A 16,246-nucleotide genomic window follows, 5' to 3' on the forward strand; every position below is an offset into this window, starting at 1 on the left:
GCAAAATCCCGAAATCCTTTCCCGGGCCTCGCTGGGCCAGGCACGGCTAGCCTTGAACAATGACTCCCTCAAGGCACGGACGCCGCCGATGTTCACTTCCGACGAGCAACCCCTCGAGCTCAAAAGCCTGCTGGACGCCTTGCAAGCCGACCAGCACCTGAGCGCCAACGATTCATGCCAGGTTCGCGAACAAGCGTCCCGATACGGTGCTCAGCACCCACTTGAAACCATCGCGGCGCTGGGCCTGGAGGACCGCAGCCAGCCCGGCCAGCGGCTGAACCTGGACACCCTTTGCCAATGGCTGGCGCAAAAAGTCGGCCAGCCTTACCTGCGCATCGACCCCATGCAACTCGACCTAGCCCAGGTCAATGGCCTGATCTCCCCTGCCTTCGCACAACGCCACGGCATCCTGATCGTGGCCAACGACGCCAACGCCATCACCGTAGCCAGCGCCGAGCCCTATCAACAGCTGTGGCAGGCCGACCTGGCGCGCAGCCTGGGCAAACCGATCCGCCGGGTGCTGGCCAGCCCGCTGCAGATCCGCCAGCTGGGCCAGTCGCTGTTTCGCCTGGCCCACTCGGTCCAAGGTGCGCAGCACCAGCAAGCGACCAGCCTGGGCGAGCTCGAGCAGTTGCTCGAGCTGGGCAAGCGCCAGGCGCAGGACACTGCCGACGATGCGCACATCGTGCATATCGTCGACTGGTTGCTGCAGTACGCGATCGAGCAGCGCGCCAGCGATATCCACCTGGAGCCGCGCCGCGAACAAGGCCACCTGCGCTACCGCATCGACGGGCTGCTACACACGGTCTACGCCTTCCCCGCCAGCGTCACCCTGGCCGTGGTCAGCCGCCTGAAGCACCTGGGGCGCATGGATGTAGCGGAAAAGCGCCGCCCGCAGGACGGCCGGGTGAAGAGCAGCCTGCCAGGCGGCAGCGAAGTGGAGCTGCGCCTCTCGACGCTGCCAACGCCCTTTGGTGAAAAACTGGTGCTGCGCCTGTTCGACCCGCGCCAACGGCAGGAAGGCTTCGACCAGCTGGGCCTGGAAGGCGAGCAGTTGCGCCAGTGGCAAACGCTGTTGCAGCGCCGCCAGGGCATTTTGCTGGTGACCGGGCCAACCGGCTCCGGCAAGACCAGCACGCTCTACGCCAGCCTCAAGCTGCTGGCCACGCCGCAGGTCAACCTGTGCACCATCGAAGACCCGATCGAGCGGCTGGAGCCAGCGTTCAACCAGTTGCAGGTGCAGCCTGCCCTGGGCCTGGGCTTTGCCGATGGCGTGCGCGCCCTGCTGCGCCAGGACCCGGACATCATCATGATCGGCGAGATCCGCGACCGCGAGACCGCACTGGTGGCGGTTCAGGCGGCGCTCACCGGGCACCTGGTGCTTTCGACCCTGCACACCAATGACACCTGCAGCGCCATTACCCGCCTGCTGGAGCTGGGCGTGGCCGATTACCTGATCAGGGCGACCCTGGGCGGCGTCATGGCCCAACGCCTGGTGCGCCTGCTCTGCCACGCGTGCCAGGGCCGCCCATCGCGCGATCCTTGCCAGGTTTGCCGGGGCACCGGCTACCGTGGCCGTACGGGGTTGTTCGAACTGCTGATACCGAGCGAAAGCCTGCGTGCCCGGATAGGCGCCAGCAGCGATCTGGCTGAACTGCAACGGCAGGCTCTAGCTGAAGGGTTGCAGGATCTGCGCAGCTGCGGGGAGGCAAAAGTGGCCCGTGGGCTGACCCGTTCCGAGGAGGTGCTGAGGGTTTGTTCCTGAGCAAAAAACCCTTGTATTCAAGGAACTTGCGGCTGTTTTTCCGGATCAAACCGGCCATCTCCAACCCTCACCCTTCGAGGTGTTTCATCATGCGTCTCAAAACCGCCATTGCAGCGGCTGCCCTGCTTTCGCTGCCTGTTGGCTCCGCCATGGCCGATACCTTCTGGCGTAACGTAATGACTTCCGGCGCGACCACGGCGTCGAGCTACATCACTTCGCATGACCACAAGCTGGTACTGGCGGCGCAGGATGACGCCGGCAGCTTCGTCGCCAGTGAGGGGGCGATTCGCGGGCCGTTCCTTGAGCAGGCGCTGCAGCAGGTGCGTGCCGAGAACCCAGGGATGCAAGCTTCGGACATGGACCTGGCCAACGCCATCCTGGCCAAGAACGCGGTAGCCGAATAACCGCGTCTCCTGCTTCGCGGGCGAGCCCGCTCCCACAAGGACCGCACCGCTCTCAAACGCTGCGCAATACCTGTGGGAGCGGGCTGGCCCGCGAAGAATCCAGCACCGCCCCCAGGCCTTACCGGTAAGCCTCCACCGGCACACAGGAACAGAACAGATTCCTGTCACCATACACATTGTCGACCCGGTTCACCGCAGGCCAGTACTTGTGCAGCCGCACATGGGTACTGGGTGCAATCGCCTGCTCCAGGCTGTAAGGCCGGGTCCACGGCGCCAGCACGTCAGCCAAGGTATGCGGCGCATGCTTGAGCGGGTTGTCCTCCGCCGGCCAATGACCTTCCTGCACCTCGGCAATTTCCGCGCGTATCGCCAGCATCGCTTCGACGAAGCGGTCAAGCTCGGCCTTCGACTCGCTTTCCGTGGGCTCGACCATCAGGGTCCCCGGCACCGGGAACGACATGGTCGGGGCATGGAAGCCATAGTCCATCAGGCGTTTGGCAACGTCCTCCTCGGTAATGCCGGTCTGCGCCTTGAGCGGCCGCAGGTCGAGGATGCACTCATGGGCCACGCGCTGGTTGCGCCCGCGGTACAGCACCGGGAACGCACCGCCGAGCTGGCTGGCCAGGTAGTTGGCCGAGAGGATCGCCACTTCGCTCGCGTCGGCAAGCTGCGGGCCCATCATGGCAATGTACATCCAGCTGATCGGCAGGATGCTTGCGCTTCCCCAAGGCGCGGCGCTGACTGCACTGTTGTTCGGGTCCAGCCCCGGCACCGGCACCACCGGGTGGCTGGCGACGAACGGCTTGAGGTGAGCACGGATGCCGATCGGCCCCATGCCCGGGCCGCCACCGCCATGGGGAATGCAGAAAGTCTTGTGCAGGTTCATGTGCGACACATCGGCGCCGATATCCGCCGGCCGCGTCAGGCCGACCTGAGCGTTGAGGTTGGCGCCGTCCATGTACACCTGGCCACCGTGCTGGTGGACCACCTCGCAGATCTCGCGGATGCCCTCTTCGTATACGCCATGGGTCGAGGGATAGGTGACCATCAGGCATGACAGCTTGTCGCCAGCGGCATGGGCCTTGGCCTTGAGGTCTTCGAGGTCGACGTTGCCAGCCTCGTCACAATCGACGATCACCACTTCCATGCCTGCCATCTGCGCCGATGCCGGGTTGGTGCCGTGGGCCGACGACGGGATCAGGCACAGCGTGCGCTGGGGCTGATGACGGCTGCGGTGATAGCGGGTGATGGCCATGAGCCCGGCGTATTCGCCCTGGGCGCCGGAGTTGGGCTGCATGCAAATGGCATCGAAGCCGGTAATGGCGCACAACCAGCTTTCCAGCTCGTCGATCATCGCCTTGTAGCCCGTGGCCTGTGCGGCGGGCGCAAAGGGGTGAAGCTGGGCGAATGCGGGCCAGGTGATGGGGATCATCTCGCTGGTGGCATTGAGCTTCATGGTGCAGGAGCCAAGCGGGATCATCGACTGGTTCAGCGCCAGGTCCTTGTTCTCCAGCTGTTTGAGGTAGCGCAGCATCTCGGTTTCGCTGTGGTGCAGGTTGAATACCGGGTGGCTGAGGAACGGCGTACGCCGCACCAGCGCTGCGGGGATGCCTTCGGGCAGCGCGTGCTGGTCGAGCGTGGCGATATCCAGGCCGTGATCGACGCCCAGGAAAATATCCAGCAGCCGCAGCACGGTGGCCTCGTTACAGGTTTCGTCCAGGCTCACGCCCAGATGGCCGCGCCCCAGAATGCGCAGGTTGATGCGCGCGGCTTCGGCGCTTTCAATGATCGCTGCCTGGGCACCACCGACGTCCAGGGTCAAGGTGTCGAAAAAGTGCTGGTTGAGGCGCTTGATGCCTTTGGCCTCAAGGCCTGCTGCCAGCACGAAGGTCAGCCGATGCACGCGCTGGGCAATGCGCTGCAGGCCCTCGGGGCCGTGATACACCGCGTAGAAGCCGGCGATGTTGGCCAACAGCACCTGGGCTGTGCAGATGTTGGAGTTGGCCTTTTCGCGGCGGATATGCTGCTCGCGGGTCTGCAGGGCCATGCGCAGCGCGGTATTGCCACGGGCATCGCGGGACACACCGATGATGCGCCCGGGCATCGCCCGCTTGTAGTCGTCACGACAAGCGAAATAGGCGGCGTGCGGGCCGCCGTAGCCCATGGGTACGCCGAAGCGCTGGGTCGAACCCAGTACCACATCGGCGCCGAGCTCGCCAGGTGGAGTCAGCACCACCAGGCTGAGCAGGTCGGCGGCCACGCAGGCCAGGGCCTGCTGGCTGTGCAACTGGTCGATGAGCGGGCGCAGGTCGCGCACCTCGCCATGGGTGTCCGGGTACTGCAGCAAAGCGCCGAAAACCTGGTGCTTTGAAAGGTTATCCACAGCATCGACGATCAGTTGGAAACCAAACCCTTCGGCGCGGGTTTTCAGCACCGACAAGGTCTGTGGATGGCAGTGCTCGTCGGCAAAGAACGCATTGCTCTTGTTGCGCGCCACCCGCTTGGCCAGGGCCATGGCTTCGGCTGCCGCCGTGGCTTCGTCGAGCAATGACGCGTTGGCCAGCGCCAGCCCGGTAAGGTCGATGACCATCTGCTGGAAATTGAGCAGCGCCTCCAGCCGGCCTTGGGCGATTTCGGGCTGGTAGGGCGTGTAGGCGGTGTACCAGCCGGGGTTTTCCAGCACGTTGCGCAGGATGACGGTGGGCGTGACGGTGCCGTGGTAGCCCATGCCGATGAGGCTGGTCCACACCTGGTTCTGCTCGGCGAAGCCTGCGAGCCTGGCTAGCGCAGCCTGTTCATCCAAAGCCGGTGGCAGGTCGAGGGCACGGTTGAAGCGGATGCCTGGCGGCACGGTCTGCTCGATCAGCTCGCTGCGGCTGTCGAGGCCGAGGGCGCTGAGCATTGCCTGCTGCTCCGAGGCATCGGGCCCCAGGTGGCGACGCAGGAAAGGGTTGAGCTCTTGCAGTTGATGCAGGGATGGCGACTGGGACATGTCGACGCTCTCTTCCTAGACCAGGTCTCATGGAGACTTATAAGTCTAGGAAGGATTGCCGATTCTGCGGGGAATCTTGCGCTGGCAGGGCCGGCCTCTTCGCGGGCAAGCCCGCTCCCACAGGGACAGCACCCGGCTCACGGCCTGCGGTTAACCTGTGGGAGCGGGCTTGCCCGCGAAGCAGGCGACGCGGTTTTACTCGCCGATCAAGGCCTTGTAGCCAGCGGCATCCAGCAAGTTGTCGAGCTCGGCCGGGTTGCTTGGCTTGAGCTTGAAGATCCACGACTCGTAAGGCTCTTCGTTGAGCAGCTCCGGGCTGTCGGCCAGCTCTTCGTTGACCGCGATCACTTCACCGGCAACCGGGGCGTAGATGTCGGAAGCGGCCTTGACCGATTCGACCACGCCTGCAGCGTCGCCAGCAGAGAACACCTTGCCGACTTCGGCCAGCTCGACGAACACCACGTCACCCAGGGCTTGCTGGGCGTGGTCGCTGATGCCTACGGTGACGCTGCCGTCAGCTTCCAGGCGCGCCCACTCGTGGCTTTCGGCGAAACGCAGATCGGCGGGGATATTGCTCATGTCTTGAATTCCTCGTTTGGGTCAGCGGTTCGGCCCGCCGTTGAATGTTCAGATCAGAATCTTGCCTTGGCGCACGAAGGTCGGTTTGACCACCCGCACCGGGTACCACTTGCCGCGGATCTCGACCTCGGCACGGTCACCGGTAGCCATGGGCACACGCGCCAGGGCAATGGACTTGCTCAGCGTAGGCGAGAAACTACCACTGGTGATCTCCCCTTCGCCAATCCCGGCTACACGAACCACCTGGTGGGCACGCAGCACGCCGCGCTCTTCCAGCACCAGGCCAACCAGTTTTTCCTGCACGCCGCGCTCGATTTCCGCCAACAGCCCGGTACGGCCGACGAAGTTGCGCTCGGCGGGCTCCCAGGCGATGCACCAACCCAGGTTGGAGGTCAGCGGGGTGTGGCTTTCATCGATGTCCTGGCCGTACAGGTTCATGCCGGCTTCCAGGCGCAGGGTGTCACGCGCCCCCAGGCCGCTCGGCGCGATGCCGGCGCCGACCAGGTCGTTGAAGAACGCTACGGCCTCATCGCCCGGCAGGATGATTTCCAGGCCGTCTTCACCGGTGTAGCCGGTGCGGGCGATGAACCAGTCGCCTTCGGCAACACCTTCGAACGGGCGCAGTTCACGGATCAGCGCGGCGCGAGCCGGGCTCAGCAGCGCGGCGACTTTCTCGCGGGCGTGCGGCCCCTGAATGGCGAGAATGGCAAGGTCCGGGCGAACGTCGAACGAGACGCTGAACCCTGCGCTCTGATGTTCCAGCCAATCGAGGACCTTCGCCCGCGTGGCCGCGTTGGTGACCAGGCGGTAGCCGCTTTGGGTACGGTAGACGATCAGGTCGTCGATGACCCCGCCGTCTTCGTTGAGCAACGGGCTATACAGCGCCTTGCCGGTGCCGTCGAGGCGGGCCACGTCGTTGGCCAGCAGACGTTGCAGCCAGGGCGTGGAGTCGTCGCCAGCGACGTCGATGACCGTCATGTGGGAAACATCGAAGACTCCGCAGTCGCTACGCACCTGATGGTGCTCCTCGACCTGCGAGCCATAGTGCAGCGGCATGTCCCAGCCACCGAAATCGACCGTCTTGGCGCCAAGCGCCAGGTGCAAGTCGTACAAAAGCGTGCGCTGTCCCATGGGTTTCTCCTTCCGGGCGTGGCGAAGCGGCAGCGGTCGATGACGTTTAATCGTCAGCTCTTCTTGTAGGACCCGCCGCGCGAATGCCGCGCATTGTAGCCGCAAGGGCGCAAGCTGGCATCCTCAGTGACTGTGACCAGGGCGACGAGCGGAACGGCGGATCAGCCCGATGACCGGCAACAGCCCTACCAGCACCAAAGTCAGTGCTGGCAGCGAGGCACGCGCCCATTCGCCTTCGCTGGTCATCTCGAACACCCTGACCGCCAAGGTGTCCCAGCCGAACGGGCGCATCAGCAAGGTGGCCGGCATTTCCTTGAGCACATCGACGAACACCAGCAACGCGGCGCTCAGGGCACCCGGCACCAGCAGCGGCAGATACACCTTGAAAAACAAACCCACACCACCGACGCCGAGGCTGCGCGAGGCCTCCGGCAATGATGGGCGGATACGCTCCAGGCTGCTCTCCAACGGCCCATAGGCCACGGCGATGAAGCGCACCAGGTAGGCCAGCAACAAGGCGGCCAGGCTGCCCAGCAACAGCGGCTTGCCCGCGCCACCCAACCAGGTCGACAGCGGTATGACCAACTGATTGTCCAGGTAGCTGAAGGCCAGCATGATCGACACCGCCAGCACCGAGCCCGGCAAGGCATAGCCCAGGTTGGCCAGGCCGACGCCGGCGCGGATGCCGCCGGTTGGTGCCTGCCGGCGGGCGAAAGCCAGCAGCAGGGCCACGCAAACGGTGATCAGAGCGGCCATGCCGCCCAGGTACAAGGTGTGCAGCACCAGGCCGACATACCGCTCGTCCAGATCATGCCGACCGCGTTGCCAGAACCACACCAGCAGCTGCAGCAGCGGGATGACGAATGCGCAGGCGAACACCAGCAGGCACCAGCCGCTGGCCAGCAGCGCCTTGACCCCGCGCAAGTGGTAAAGCGCCTGCCCGCGCGGGCGCTCGTTGCCGCTGCGGGTCGCGCCACGGGCGCGGCGCTCGCCGTACAGCACCAGCATCACCGCCAACAGCAGCAGGCTGGCCAGCTGGGCCGCGCTGGACAGGCTGAAGAAGCCGTACCAGGTCTTGTAGATGGCCGTGGTGAAGGTATCGAAGTTGAACACCGCCACTGCGCCGAAATCGGCCAGGGTCTCCATCAGCGCCAGGGCGATGCCGGCACCAATCGCTGGCCGCGCCATCGGCAGGGCTACCCGCCAGAAGGCTTGCAGGGGTGACAGGCCAAGTACCCGCGCAGCCTCCATCAAGCCCTTGCCCTGGGCCAGGAACGCCGTGCGCGCCAGCAGGTAGACATAGGGGTAGAACACCAGCACCAGCACGATAATCACCCCACCGGTAGAGCGTACCCGTGGCAGGCGCATGGGCCCGAACACCTCGCGCAGGGCGCTCTGTACGGGGCCGGCAAAGTCGAGCAGGCCGACGAAGACGAAGGCCAGCACATAGGCCGGGATGGCGAACGGCAGCATGAGCGCCCAGTCGAGCCAGCGCCGGCCGGGGAACTCACAGAGGCTGGTGAGCCAAGCCAGGCTGACGCCGAGCAGGGTGACGCCGATACCGACGCCGACCACCAGGGTCGCGGTATTGCCCAGCAGGCGGCCCATCTGGGTGTCGAGCAGGTGCGACCAGATCTGCAGGTCGATGGACTGCCAGGACAGCAGCAGCACGCTCAGGGGCAGGAGGACCAAGGCGGCGGTCAGGGTGACCGGGAGGTACCAGCGGCGTTGGGCGGTATGGGGCAAGTGAATGTCTCTGTGGCTGATTGCGACCGCTTTGCGGTCGTTCGCGGGCATGCCCGCTCCCACAGGGATCGAGTATTCCTGCGGGAGCGGGCATGCCCGCGAAGAGGCCCGTGAAGGCCCCGGAAGAGTAAAGCCTGTTGCTTAGTTCCAGCCAGCGCGATCCATCAGGCGAATGGCCTCGGCCTGGCGCTTGCCGGCCACTTCCACCGGAATGCTGTCGGCCTTGAAGCTGCCCCAGGCCGCCACTTCATCCGACGGTTTGACCTTCGGATTGGCCGGGAACTCCTGGTTGATGTCGGCGAACAGCTTCTGCGCCTCCTCGCCGGTCATCCACTCGACCAGCTTCTTGGCGGCTTCCGGGTGCGGCGCATGCTTGGTCAGGCCGATGCCCGACAGGTTGACGTGCACGCCACGGTCACCCTGGTTGGGCCAGAAGATCTTCACTGGCAGCTTCGGGTTCTGCGCGTGCAGGCGACCGTAGTAGTAGGTGTTGACCACGCCCACATCGCACTGGCCGGCCTCGATGGCCTGGATCACCGAGTTGTCGTCGGAGAACACATCGGTGGCCAGGTTGCCGACCCAGCCTTTGACGATCTGTTCGGTCTTGGCCTCGCCGTGGTTCTCGATCAGCGTGGCGGTCAGCGACTGGTTGTACACCTTCTTCGCCGTGCGCAGGCACAGGCGGCCTTCCCAGTGCTTGTCGGCGAGGGCCTCGTAGGTGGTCAGCTCGGCCGGCTTGACCCGCTCGGTGGAGTAGACGATGGTCCGCGCACGCAGGCTGAGGCCGGTCCAGTCATGGGACGAAGCGCGGTACTGCGGCGGGATGTTCTGGTCGATGATGTCCGACTTGATCGGCTGCAGGATGCCCATTTGCTCGGCCTGCCAGAGGTTGCCGGCATCGACGGTGAGCAGCAGGTCGGCCACACCGTTCTCGCCCTCGGCCTTGATGCGCTGCATCAGCGGGGCTTCCTTGTCGGTGATGAACTTGACCTTGACTCCGGTCTTGGCGGTGTAGGCGTCGAAGACCGGCTTGATCAGCTCGTCGATGCGCGAGGAGTACACCACCACTTCGTCCGCCGCCTGGGCGGTGCCGCCGAACAGGGTCAGGGCCAGGGCGGCCAATAGGGGCTTGCGTGGCAACATGGAAAGCGCTCCTCGGATCGTATGAGAGGTGCAAATGGTAGTGAATCCCATTTTCCAGCTCATCATCCGAGCAGTTACCGGATGTTGCAGAGGACTGCAAAGCAGCCCCCAGCCATCTCAAGCCTTGGCCAGCTCCGGCAGGTCCCCGGTCAACCCCAAGGCCTGGCGCACGAACATCGCCTTGGCTTCCGGCATCTGCTCCACCAGCTTCAACCCGCTGTTGCGCAACCAGCGCAACGGCAGCGGGTTGGCCTGGAACAGCCGCTCGAAGCCTTCCATCGCCGCCATCAACGCCAGGTTGTGCGGCATGCGCCGGCGCTCATAACGGCTGAGCACCTTCACATCCGCCAACCGCTCACCGCGCTCGCAGGCATGCTCCAGCACCTCGGCCAGCACGGCGGCATCCAGGAAGCCCAGGTTGACACCCTGCCCGGCCAACGGGTGAATGGTGTGCGCGGCATCCCCGATCAGCACCAGCCCTTCGTCCACGTAGCGCTTGGCGTGGCGCTGGCGCAACGGCACGCAGACGCGTGGGTCGGCCTCCAGCACATTGCCCAGGCGACCTTCGAAGGCGCGTTCCAGAGCCTTGAGGAAGGCTTCGTCATCCAGCGCCATGATCTGCTCGGCCTGCTCCGGCGTCGTCGACCAGACGATCGAGCACCAGTCCTGCTTGCCGTCACGCGACAACGGCAGGAACGCCAGCGGCCCCTCATCGGTGAACCGCTGCCAGGCAGTGGCCTGGTGCGCGGCGCTGCAGCGCACGCTGGTAACGATCGCGTGGTGCAGGTAATCCCATTCGCGGGTCTCGCAGCCGGCCAGGCGGCGCACCGCCGAGTTGGCGCCGTCGGCGGCGACCACCAGCGGTGTGCGTAGCTGGCGGCCGTCGGCGAGGGTCAGCAGCCATTCGTCACCGGAACGGCGCAGCTGCTCCAGGCGGGCATTGGGCAACAGGCCGATGTCGCTGTCGTGCAGGCGCTCCAGCAGACCGTCCTGTACCACCCGGTTCTCGACGATGTGGCCGAGCACCTGGGCGTGCACGCTGCCTGCCGAGAAATGAATCTGACCGGTGCCGCTGCCATCCCATACATGCATGTCGGAATACGGCGACACGCGCCGACTGGCGATACCGTCCCAGGCACCCAGGCGTTCGAGGATGCGCTGGCTGGCCGCCGACAGGGCACTCACCCGTGGCTCGAACGGTGCGGCGCCGTCGAACGGTTTGACCGACAGCGGGCCGCCATCGAGCAGGAGAATTTCCAGGCCGCTGTGGCGAAGCGCCAGGGCCAGGGCGCTGCCGACCATACCGGCACCGACAATCAACAGATCTGCGCGCATTTCCATGCCTTACGCCTGCCTCGCTTGCGGCTTGAGCCGCACGTATAGGGTTTTATCGACCCGTGCCACCAGCTCGCCGGCTTGGTCACGGATATCGACCTGCACACGTGGCAGGTACTTCTTGCCGCTGGCGGTCTGCTGGCGGATCTCGTCCAGCAGCGCGTCATCGACGTGAAATTCGGCGTACACCGTGCCCTTGCCCGGGGCGATGAAGTCGATGCTCGCGGCCTTGTCCCAGACGATGTACTCGCGCCCCAGCTGCTCGATCAGCAGCAGCATGTAGAACGGGTCGACCATCGAGTACAGGCTGCCGCCAAACTGGGTGCCGACGTAGTTGCGGTTCCAGCGGGTCAGCTTCATGCGCACCTTGACGCTGCGCATGTCGGGGCTGATGTGCTGGATGTGGATACCGGCGCCGATGTAGGGCGGGTAGAAGTTCAGCAGCCAGCGCAACATGCGCGCCCGGCGCGCCAGCCTGCGCGGGTTGCTCATGCCTGGCCCCGCGGATCGGGCCGGGTACCGAGGCCCATGGCCTGGCGGGCGAACCAGCTTTTTGCCGGTGGCAGCAGGTCGAGCCCGAGCAGGCCGATGTTGCGCCCGGCCGCCAGCAACGGCTGGTTGCTGCCGAACAGGCGGGTCACCTGGTCGGAGAAGCCGATGGTCAGGGCCTGGTCGAGTCGCTGGCGCTGGCGATAGCCCTGCAGGCTCGCCAGGTCGCCTGGATGCTGTGGGCCTGCCAACAAGGCATCGGCCAGCGACTGCACGTCACGCAGCGACAGGTTGAAGCCTTGGCCGGCGATCGGGTGCAGGCTGTGCGCTGCGTTGCCCAGCACCACCAGGTGTGGCCGCACCTGCTCTTCGGCCTCGATCAGCGCCAGCGGGTACAGATGCCGGGCACCGACCTGGCGCAGGGCGCCGAGGCGATAGCCGAAGGCATCCTGCAGCTCGCGCAGGAAGCTGCGCTCGTCGATCTCGGCCAGGCGCCGGGCATCCATCCCCTGCCGGGTCCAGACCAGCGCGCAGCGGTTTTCCGGCAGAGGCAGCAAGGCCATCGGGCCCTGCTCGGTGAAGCGCTCGAAGGCCTGGCCGCCGTGGGCCTCGCCCGGGGTGATGTTGGCGATCAGCGCGCTCTGCTCATACGGTGTGCGGCGCACATGAATGCCCAGTTGCTCGCGCAGGCCGGAACGGCCGCCATCGGCCAGCACGGCGAGGTCGCATTCCAGGCTGGTGTCGTCGTCCAGCAGCAGGCGGTAGCCACCCTCGATGGCCTGCATCGCCTTCACCTCGGCCGGGCAGCGCCAGCTCACCACCTCGCTGTCCAGCCCCTGCCACAGGCATTGGCCGAGCCAGGCGTTTTCCACCACGTAGCCCAGCGCCGGCACCCCTTCTTCCAGGGCGTCCAGGCGGGTGGCGCCGAAGCGGCCACGGTCGGACACCTGGATTTGCCGGATCGGCTCGGCACGCGGGCTGATGGTTTGCCACAGGCCAAGGTGCTGGTAGATCTGCCGGGTGCCGAACGACAGCGCCGAAGAACGCGCATCGTAGCTGGGCTGGAAGCTGTCACCCGGGGCGAACGGCTCGATCAGCAGGATCTTCCAGCCGCGCGCCTTGGCGCCGGCCTGCAGGGCCAGGGCCAGGCTCGCACCGACCAGGCCACCGCCGATGATCGCCAGGTTGACCCGGCTCATGCCGCGTCCTTACGTGCAGCCTGCATCAGCGCCTCGATTTCGGTAACCGTACGGGGCACACCCGACGTCAGGATTTCACAACCTTGCTTGGTCACTACCACGTCATCCTCGATCCTGATGCCGATGCCGCGCCATTTCTTCGCGACCTCCTGGTTGTCGGCGGCAATGTAGATGCCGGGCTCGACAGTCAGCGCCATGCCGGGCTCCAGTACCCGCCACTCGCCCCCCACCTTGTACTCGCCGACATCGTGCACATCCATGCCCAGCCAGTGCCCGGCGCGGTGCATGTAGAAGGCTCGGTAGGCCTCGCTGTCGATCAGCGCCTGCACCTCGCCCTTGAGCAGGCCGAGCGCCACCAGGCCTTCGGTGATGACCCGCACCGTCGCCTCGTGGGCGTGGTTCCAGTGCTTGCCCGGGGCGATCTCGGCAAAGGCAGCGGCCTGGGCCTTGAGCACCAGCTCGTAGATGGCCTTCTGCTCGGGCGAAAAACGCCCGCTGACCGGGAAGGTACGGGTGATGTCGCTGGCGTAGCAGTCGATTTCGCAACCGGCATCGATCAGCACCAGGTCGCCGTCCTTGAGCGGGGCATCGTTCTGCTGGTAATGCAGGATGCAGCCATTGCGCCCGGCGGCGACGATCGAGCCGTAGGCGGGCATCTTTGCCCCACCCTTGCGGAACTCGTAGTCCAGCTCGGCTTCCAGGCTGTACTCGTGCAGCCCGGCGCGGCAGGCCTGCATGGCCCGCACATGGGCACGCGCGGAGATATCGGCGGCGGCTCGCATCACCTTCACTTCCGCTGCCGATTTATACAGGCGCATGTCGTGCAGCAGATGATCCAGCGCAACGAACTCGTTCGGCGGCTGGGCGCCAAGGCGTGCCTTGGAGCGGATCACGTTGATCCAGTCCATCAGCCGGCGGTCGAACTCCGCATTGCTGCCCATGGCGCTGTAGACCCGTTCGCGGCCTTCGATCAGGCCCGGCAGGATCTCGTCGATGTCGGTGATCGGGAACGCATCGTCCGCACCGAAGTCACGGACTGCGCCTTCCTGGCCGGCACGCAGCCCATCCCATTGCTCACGCTCCGGGTTGCGCTCACGGCAGAACAACACGTACTCGCCATGCTCGCGGCCAGGGATCAGGGCAATCACCGCCTCCGGCTCAGGGAAGCCGCTGAGGTACTGGAAATCGCTGTCCTGGCGGTACACGTGCTCGACGTCGCGGTTGCGGATGGCAACGGCGGCGGCGGGCAAAATGGCAATGCTGTTGGGGACCATCTGCGCCATCAGCGCCTTGCGCCGACGGGCATACTCGGCCTTGGGTATGTGGCTCATGGGCAGAACTACCCCCGGTTGATCAATGCAGCGAAGGTTTTGGCGCAGGTGCGGCAGGCGCGGCCAGCTCCGTGTACAGCAGCAGCGGTGCGACGCGCAGGTACTCCATGACTTCCATGTAGTCGCTCTCGCCGTCTTCGGATTCTTCGAGTGCTTCCTGCACCTGGGAAATGGCCACCAGGTCCTGCAGCACTTCCTTGGCTTCGGTAGACAGGTCCTTGCCACCCGCGTTCAGGCCAAAACCGGTGATGAAGCCCTGGCACCACTGGCCCAGCGCCTCGGCGCGGTCGGCCAGTGCGGCATCGTCGCTGGGCAGCAGCAGGACGATGGCCATGTCTTCGCTGTTCAGCTCGCCCTTGACCATCTCTTGCAGGCCGATCAGGGCATTGCGCACGGTGTCGCCGGGCTCGGTTTCCAGCAATTGGGCGGCATCGGCCAGCCAGGCCTCGGCATCGAAGCCTGCACCGGCACAGCTGCGCCCGATCAACAGGCCGTGCAGCTCGGCAGGGGTTACAGGGTGGCCATTGCTCGAGAGCAGCATGGCGAAGGCAACATAAGGCGATTGAGTATTAGGCATGGTCGGCTAGGCGCCAGACGGCGCATTTGACTAGAATGAAGACCTTGTATCCTAGCACCGGCAGGCGCGCCAAGACCATCGGCACTGGCCGCCGCTGCGCCGGGAGAGGCATCATCGCAGGGTGATTCAACGACGGAGCGAATCGAGTGCAACCCACGCAAGAGAACGACCTGCAAGCGCTGATGAGCCGGTTCGAGTTGCTGATCGAACGCGTCGAGCAACTAAAACGGCAAAATGCACTCCTAGTAGCTCAGGAAAAATCCTGGCGCGAGGAGCGCGCCCACCTCATCGAAAAGAACGAGATCGCCAAGCGCAAGGTCGAGTCGATGATTTTACGCCTGAAGGCCCTGGAGCAAGACTCATGAGTTCAAGCAATAGCGTCACCGTGCAGATCCTCGACAAGGAGTATTCGATCATCTGCCCGCCGGAAGAGCGCAACAACCTGGTCAGCGCCGCGCGCTACCTGGACGGCAAGATGCGCGAGATCCGCAGCAGCGGCAAGGTGATCGGGGCCGACCGCATTGCGGTCATGGCAGCGTTGAACATCACGCACGAGATGCTGCACCGCCAGGAAGACCGCACCGAGGCGCCGGTCAGTGGCACCAGCCGTGAACAGGTGCGTGACCTGCTGGAGCGGGTCGATCAGGCTTTGTCCGACGATGCGGGTACCAAAAACGGCTGAGATTGGTATACTGGCGCCACTCCCTGGGGGATGCGCCAGTCGGTTATGTCCCTGAGCCGATACGCACAACCACGGGGGTTGCACGCTGGGGCCGGTGTGCATGTCCGCCCGACGGAAAGCCTTAACGCCCCCTGCAATCTCCACCTTGAACTTTCGGGTTCAAGGGCTACACCGATAGCGGTCTTATCGGGGAGCCTGATTCTTCCTGCCCAGCGCTCAGCTGGGCAATCCGACACCTGGGATAGCCAGTGCCATGACCGAAACTGCGCCGCTTACCCGCCCCCAGCTTCGTCGTCTGCTTCGCAACGCCCGCCGCGCCCTTACACCCGCCCAGCAACACCAGGCCTCACGCGGCCTGTTCCGCCAGCTGGCGCAACACCCCTTGTTCCGCCGCGCCCGGCACATCGCCTTGTACCTGCCCAACGACGGTGAAATCGACCCACGCCTGCTGCTACGCGAGGCCCAGCGCCGGGGCAAACGCACCTACCTGCCGGTGCTGCATGCCTGGCCGCGCACGCGCATGGTGTTCCAGCGTTTCGAACAGGGCGAAAAACTCAAGCGCAACCGCTTCCGTATTCCAGAACCGTTGACCGATCGCCGGCGTCAGCGCCCGATCTGGTCACTGGACCTGATCCTGTTGCCGCTGGTCGGCTTCGATGAAGTGGGGGGGCGCCTGGGCATGGGCGGGGGCTTCTACGACCGCAGCCTGGCCTACCAGGCACGTCGCAAGACCTGGAAGAAACCACTGCTGCTGGGGCTGGCGCATGAATGCCAGAAGGTCGAGCGGCTGGCACAGGCCAGTTGGGATGTACCACTGCAGGGCACGGTCAGCGACCGTGGCTGGTACCTGGCGCCGAACTGAGCGGCGTCAGC

General features: G+C 65.3%; 15 protein-coding genes and 1 other RNA gene. 6 read left to right on the plus strand and 10 right to left on the minus strand.

Going from position 1 to position 16,246, the window contains the following annotated elements:
- The first annotated feature begins 88 nt into the window (after positions 1 to 88).
- Together CAF78_RS14805 and CAF78_RS14810 are read left to right on the plus strand one after the other, a co-directional pair.
- Positions 89 to 1,765: a GspE/PulE family protein gene (locus CAF78_RS14805; RefSeq protein WP_085676391.1), complete on the plus strand. Its 1,677-nt coding sequence runs from the start codon at positions 89 to 91 to the stop codon at positions 1,763 to 1,765.
- 89 nt (positions 1,766 to 1,854) lie between these two features.
- On the plus strand, positions 1,855 to 2,169 hold the full coding sequence (locus CAF78_RS14810; protein WP_085676392.1) for a DUF2388 domain-containing protein: 315 nt from the start codon (positions 1,855 to 1,857) through the stop codon (positions 2,167 to 2,169).
- A 118-nt stretch (positions 2,170 to 2,287) separates the two neighbouring features.
- Here CAF78_RS14810 and gcvP read toward each other — a convergent pair whose 3' ends face one another.
- From gcvP to CAF78_RS14860, 10 genes are all read right to left on the minus strand, one after another.
- The gene (gcvP, locus tag CAF78_RS14815) at positions 2,288 to 5,161 is read right to left on the minus strand and encodes an aminomethyl-transferring glycine dehydrogenase (RefSeq protein WP_085676393.1); all 2,874 of its coding nucleotides are present in this window, start codon (positions 5,159 to 5,161) and stop codon (positions 2,288 to 2,290) included.
- Between the two features lie 195 nt (positions 5,162 to 5,356).
- A complete protein-coding gene (gene gcvH / locus CAF78_RS14820) occupies positions 5,357 to 5,740 on the minus strand; it encodes a glycine cleavage system protein GcvH (RefSeq protein ID WP_085676394.1) in 384 nt (127 codons plus the stop codon).
- Positions 5,741 to 5,788: 48 nt separating this feature from the next.
- Positions 5,789 to 6,871: a glycine cleavage system aminomethyltransferase GcvT gene (gene gcvT / locus CAF78_RS14825; protein WP_085676395.1), complete on the minus strand. Its 1,083-nt coding sequence runs from the start codon at positions 6,869 to 6,871 to the stop codon at positions 5,789 to 5,791.
- 123 nt (positions 6,872 to 6,994) lie between these two features.
- Entirely contained in the window at positions 6,995 to 8,617 is a 1,623-nt protein-coding gene (locus tag CAF78_RS14830) for an iron ABC transporter permease (RefSeq protein WP_085676446.1), read from the minus strand.
- A gap of 141 nt (positions 8,618 to 8,758) precedes the next feature.
- Positions 8,759 to 9,760, minus strand: coding sequence for an extracellular solute-binding protein (locus tag CAF78_RS14835; protein WP_085676396.1), 1,002 nt, complete (start codon positions 9,758 to 9,760; stop codon positions 8,759 to 8,761).
- 117 nt (positions 9,761 to 9,877) lie between these two features.
- Positions 9,878 to 11,095, minus strand: a complete 1,218-nt coding sequence (locus CAF78_RS14840) for a 2-octaprenyl-3-methyl-6-methoxy-1,4-benzoquinol hydroxylase (protein WP_177408545.1) — start codon at positions 11,093 to 11,095, stop codon at positions 9,878 to 9,880.
- 9 nt (positions 11,096 to 11,104) lie between these two features.
- Positions 11,105 to 11,587, minus strand: a complete 483-nt coding sequence (locus CAF78_RS14845) for a DUF4442 domain-containing protein (protein WP_085676398.1) — start codon at positions 11,585 to 11,587, stop codon at positions 11,105 to 11,107.
- Complete coding sequence (gene ubiH, locus CAF78_RS14850) at positions 11,584 to 12,783, minus strand: 2-octaprenyl-6-methoxyphenyl hydroxylase (protein WP_085676399.1); 1,200 nt, start codon at positions 12,781 to 12,783, stop codon at positions 11,584 to 11,586. Before ubiH ends, CAF78_RS14845 begins: the two co-directional genes overlap by 4 nt.
- Positions 12,780 to 14,114: a Xaa-Pro aminopeptidase gene (pepP, locus tag CAF78_RS14855; RefSeq protein WP_085676400.1), complete on the minus strand. Its 1,335-nt coding sequence runs from the start codon at positions 14,112 to 14,114 to the stop codon at positions 12,780 to 12,782. The genes ubiH and pepP overlap by 4 nt, the downstream gene beginning before the upstream one ends.
- Positions 14,115 to 14,136: 22 nt before the next feature.
- Positions 14,137 to 14,691 carry a YecA family protein gene (locus CAF78_RS14860; protein ID WP_027920874.1) on the minus strand — a complete coding sequence of 185 codons (555 nt, stop codon included), beginning with the start codon at positions 14,689 to 14,691 and terminating at the stop codon, positions 14,137 to 14,139.
- 182 nt (positions 14,692 to 14,873) lie between these two features.
- Here CAF78_RS14860 and CAF78_RS14865 point away from each other — a divergent pair, with 182 nt between their 5' ends.
- The 4 genes from CAF78_RS14865 to CAF78_RS14880 all read left to right on the plus strand — a co-directional run bounded on the left by CAF78_RS14865 (position 14,874) and on the right by CAF78_RS14880 (position 16,235).
- On the plus strand, positions 14,874 to 15,056 hold the full coding sequence (locus tag CAF78_RS14865) for a TIGR02449 family protein (protein WP_029886233.1): 183 nt from the start codon (positions 14,874 to 14,876) through the stop codon (positions 15,054 to 15,056).
- A complete protein-coding gene (locus CAF78_RS14870) occupies positions 15,053 to 15,373 on the plus strand; it encodes a cell division protein ZapA (protein ID WP_085676401.1) in 321 nt (106 codons plus the stop codon). The genes CAF78_RS14865 and CAF78_RS14870 overlap by 4 nt, the downstream gene beginning before the upstream one ends.
- Before the next feature lie 17 nt (positions 15,374 to 15,390).
- A non-coding RNA gene (gene ssrS, locus CAF78_RS14875) (6S RNA) lies at positions 15,391 to 15,570 on the plus strand.
- Positions 15,571 to 15,626: 56 nt separating this feature from the next.
- Positions 15,627 to 16,235: a 5-formyltetrahydrofolate cyclo-ligase gene (locus tag CAF78_RS14880; protein WP_085676402.1), complete on the plus strand. Its 609-nt coding sequence runs from the start codon at positions 15,627 to 15,629 to the stop codon at positions 16,233 to 16,235.
- Positions 16,236 to 16,246 lie beyond the last annotated feature (11 nt).

The sequence above is a fragment of the Pseudomonas sp. R28(2017) genome (genome assembly GCF_002112505.1).
GTDB lineage: Bacteria > Pseudomonadota > Gammaproteobacteria > Pseudomonadales > Pseudomonadaceae > Aquipseudomonas.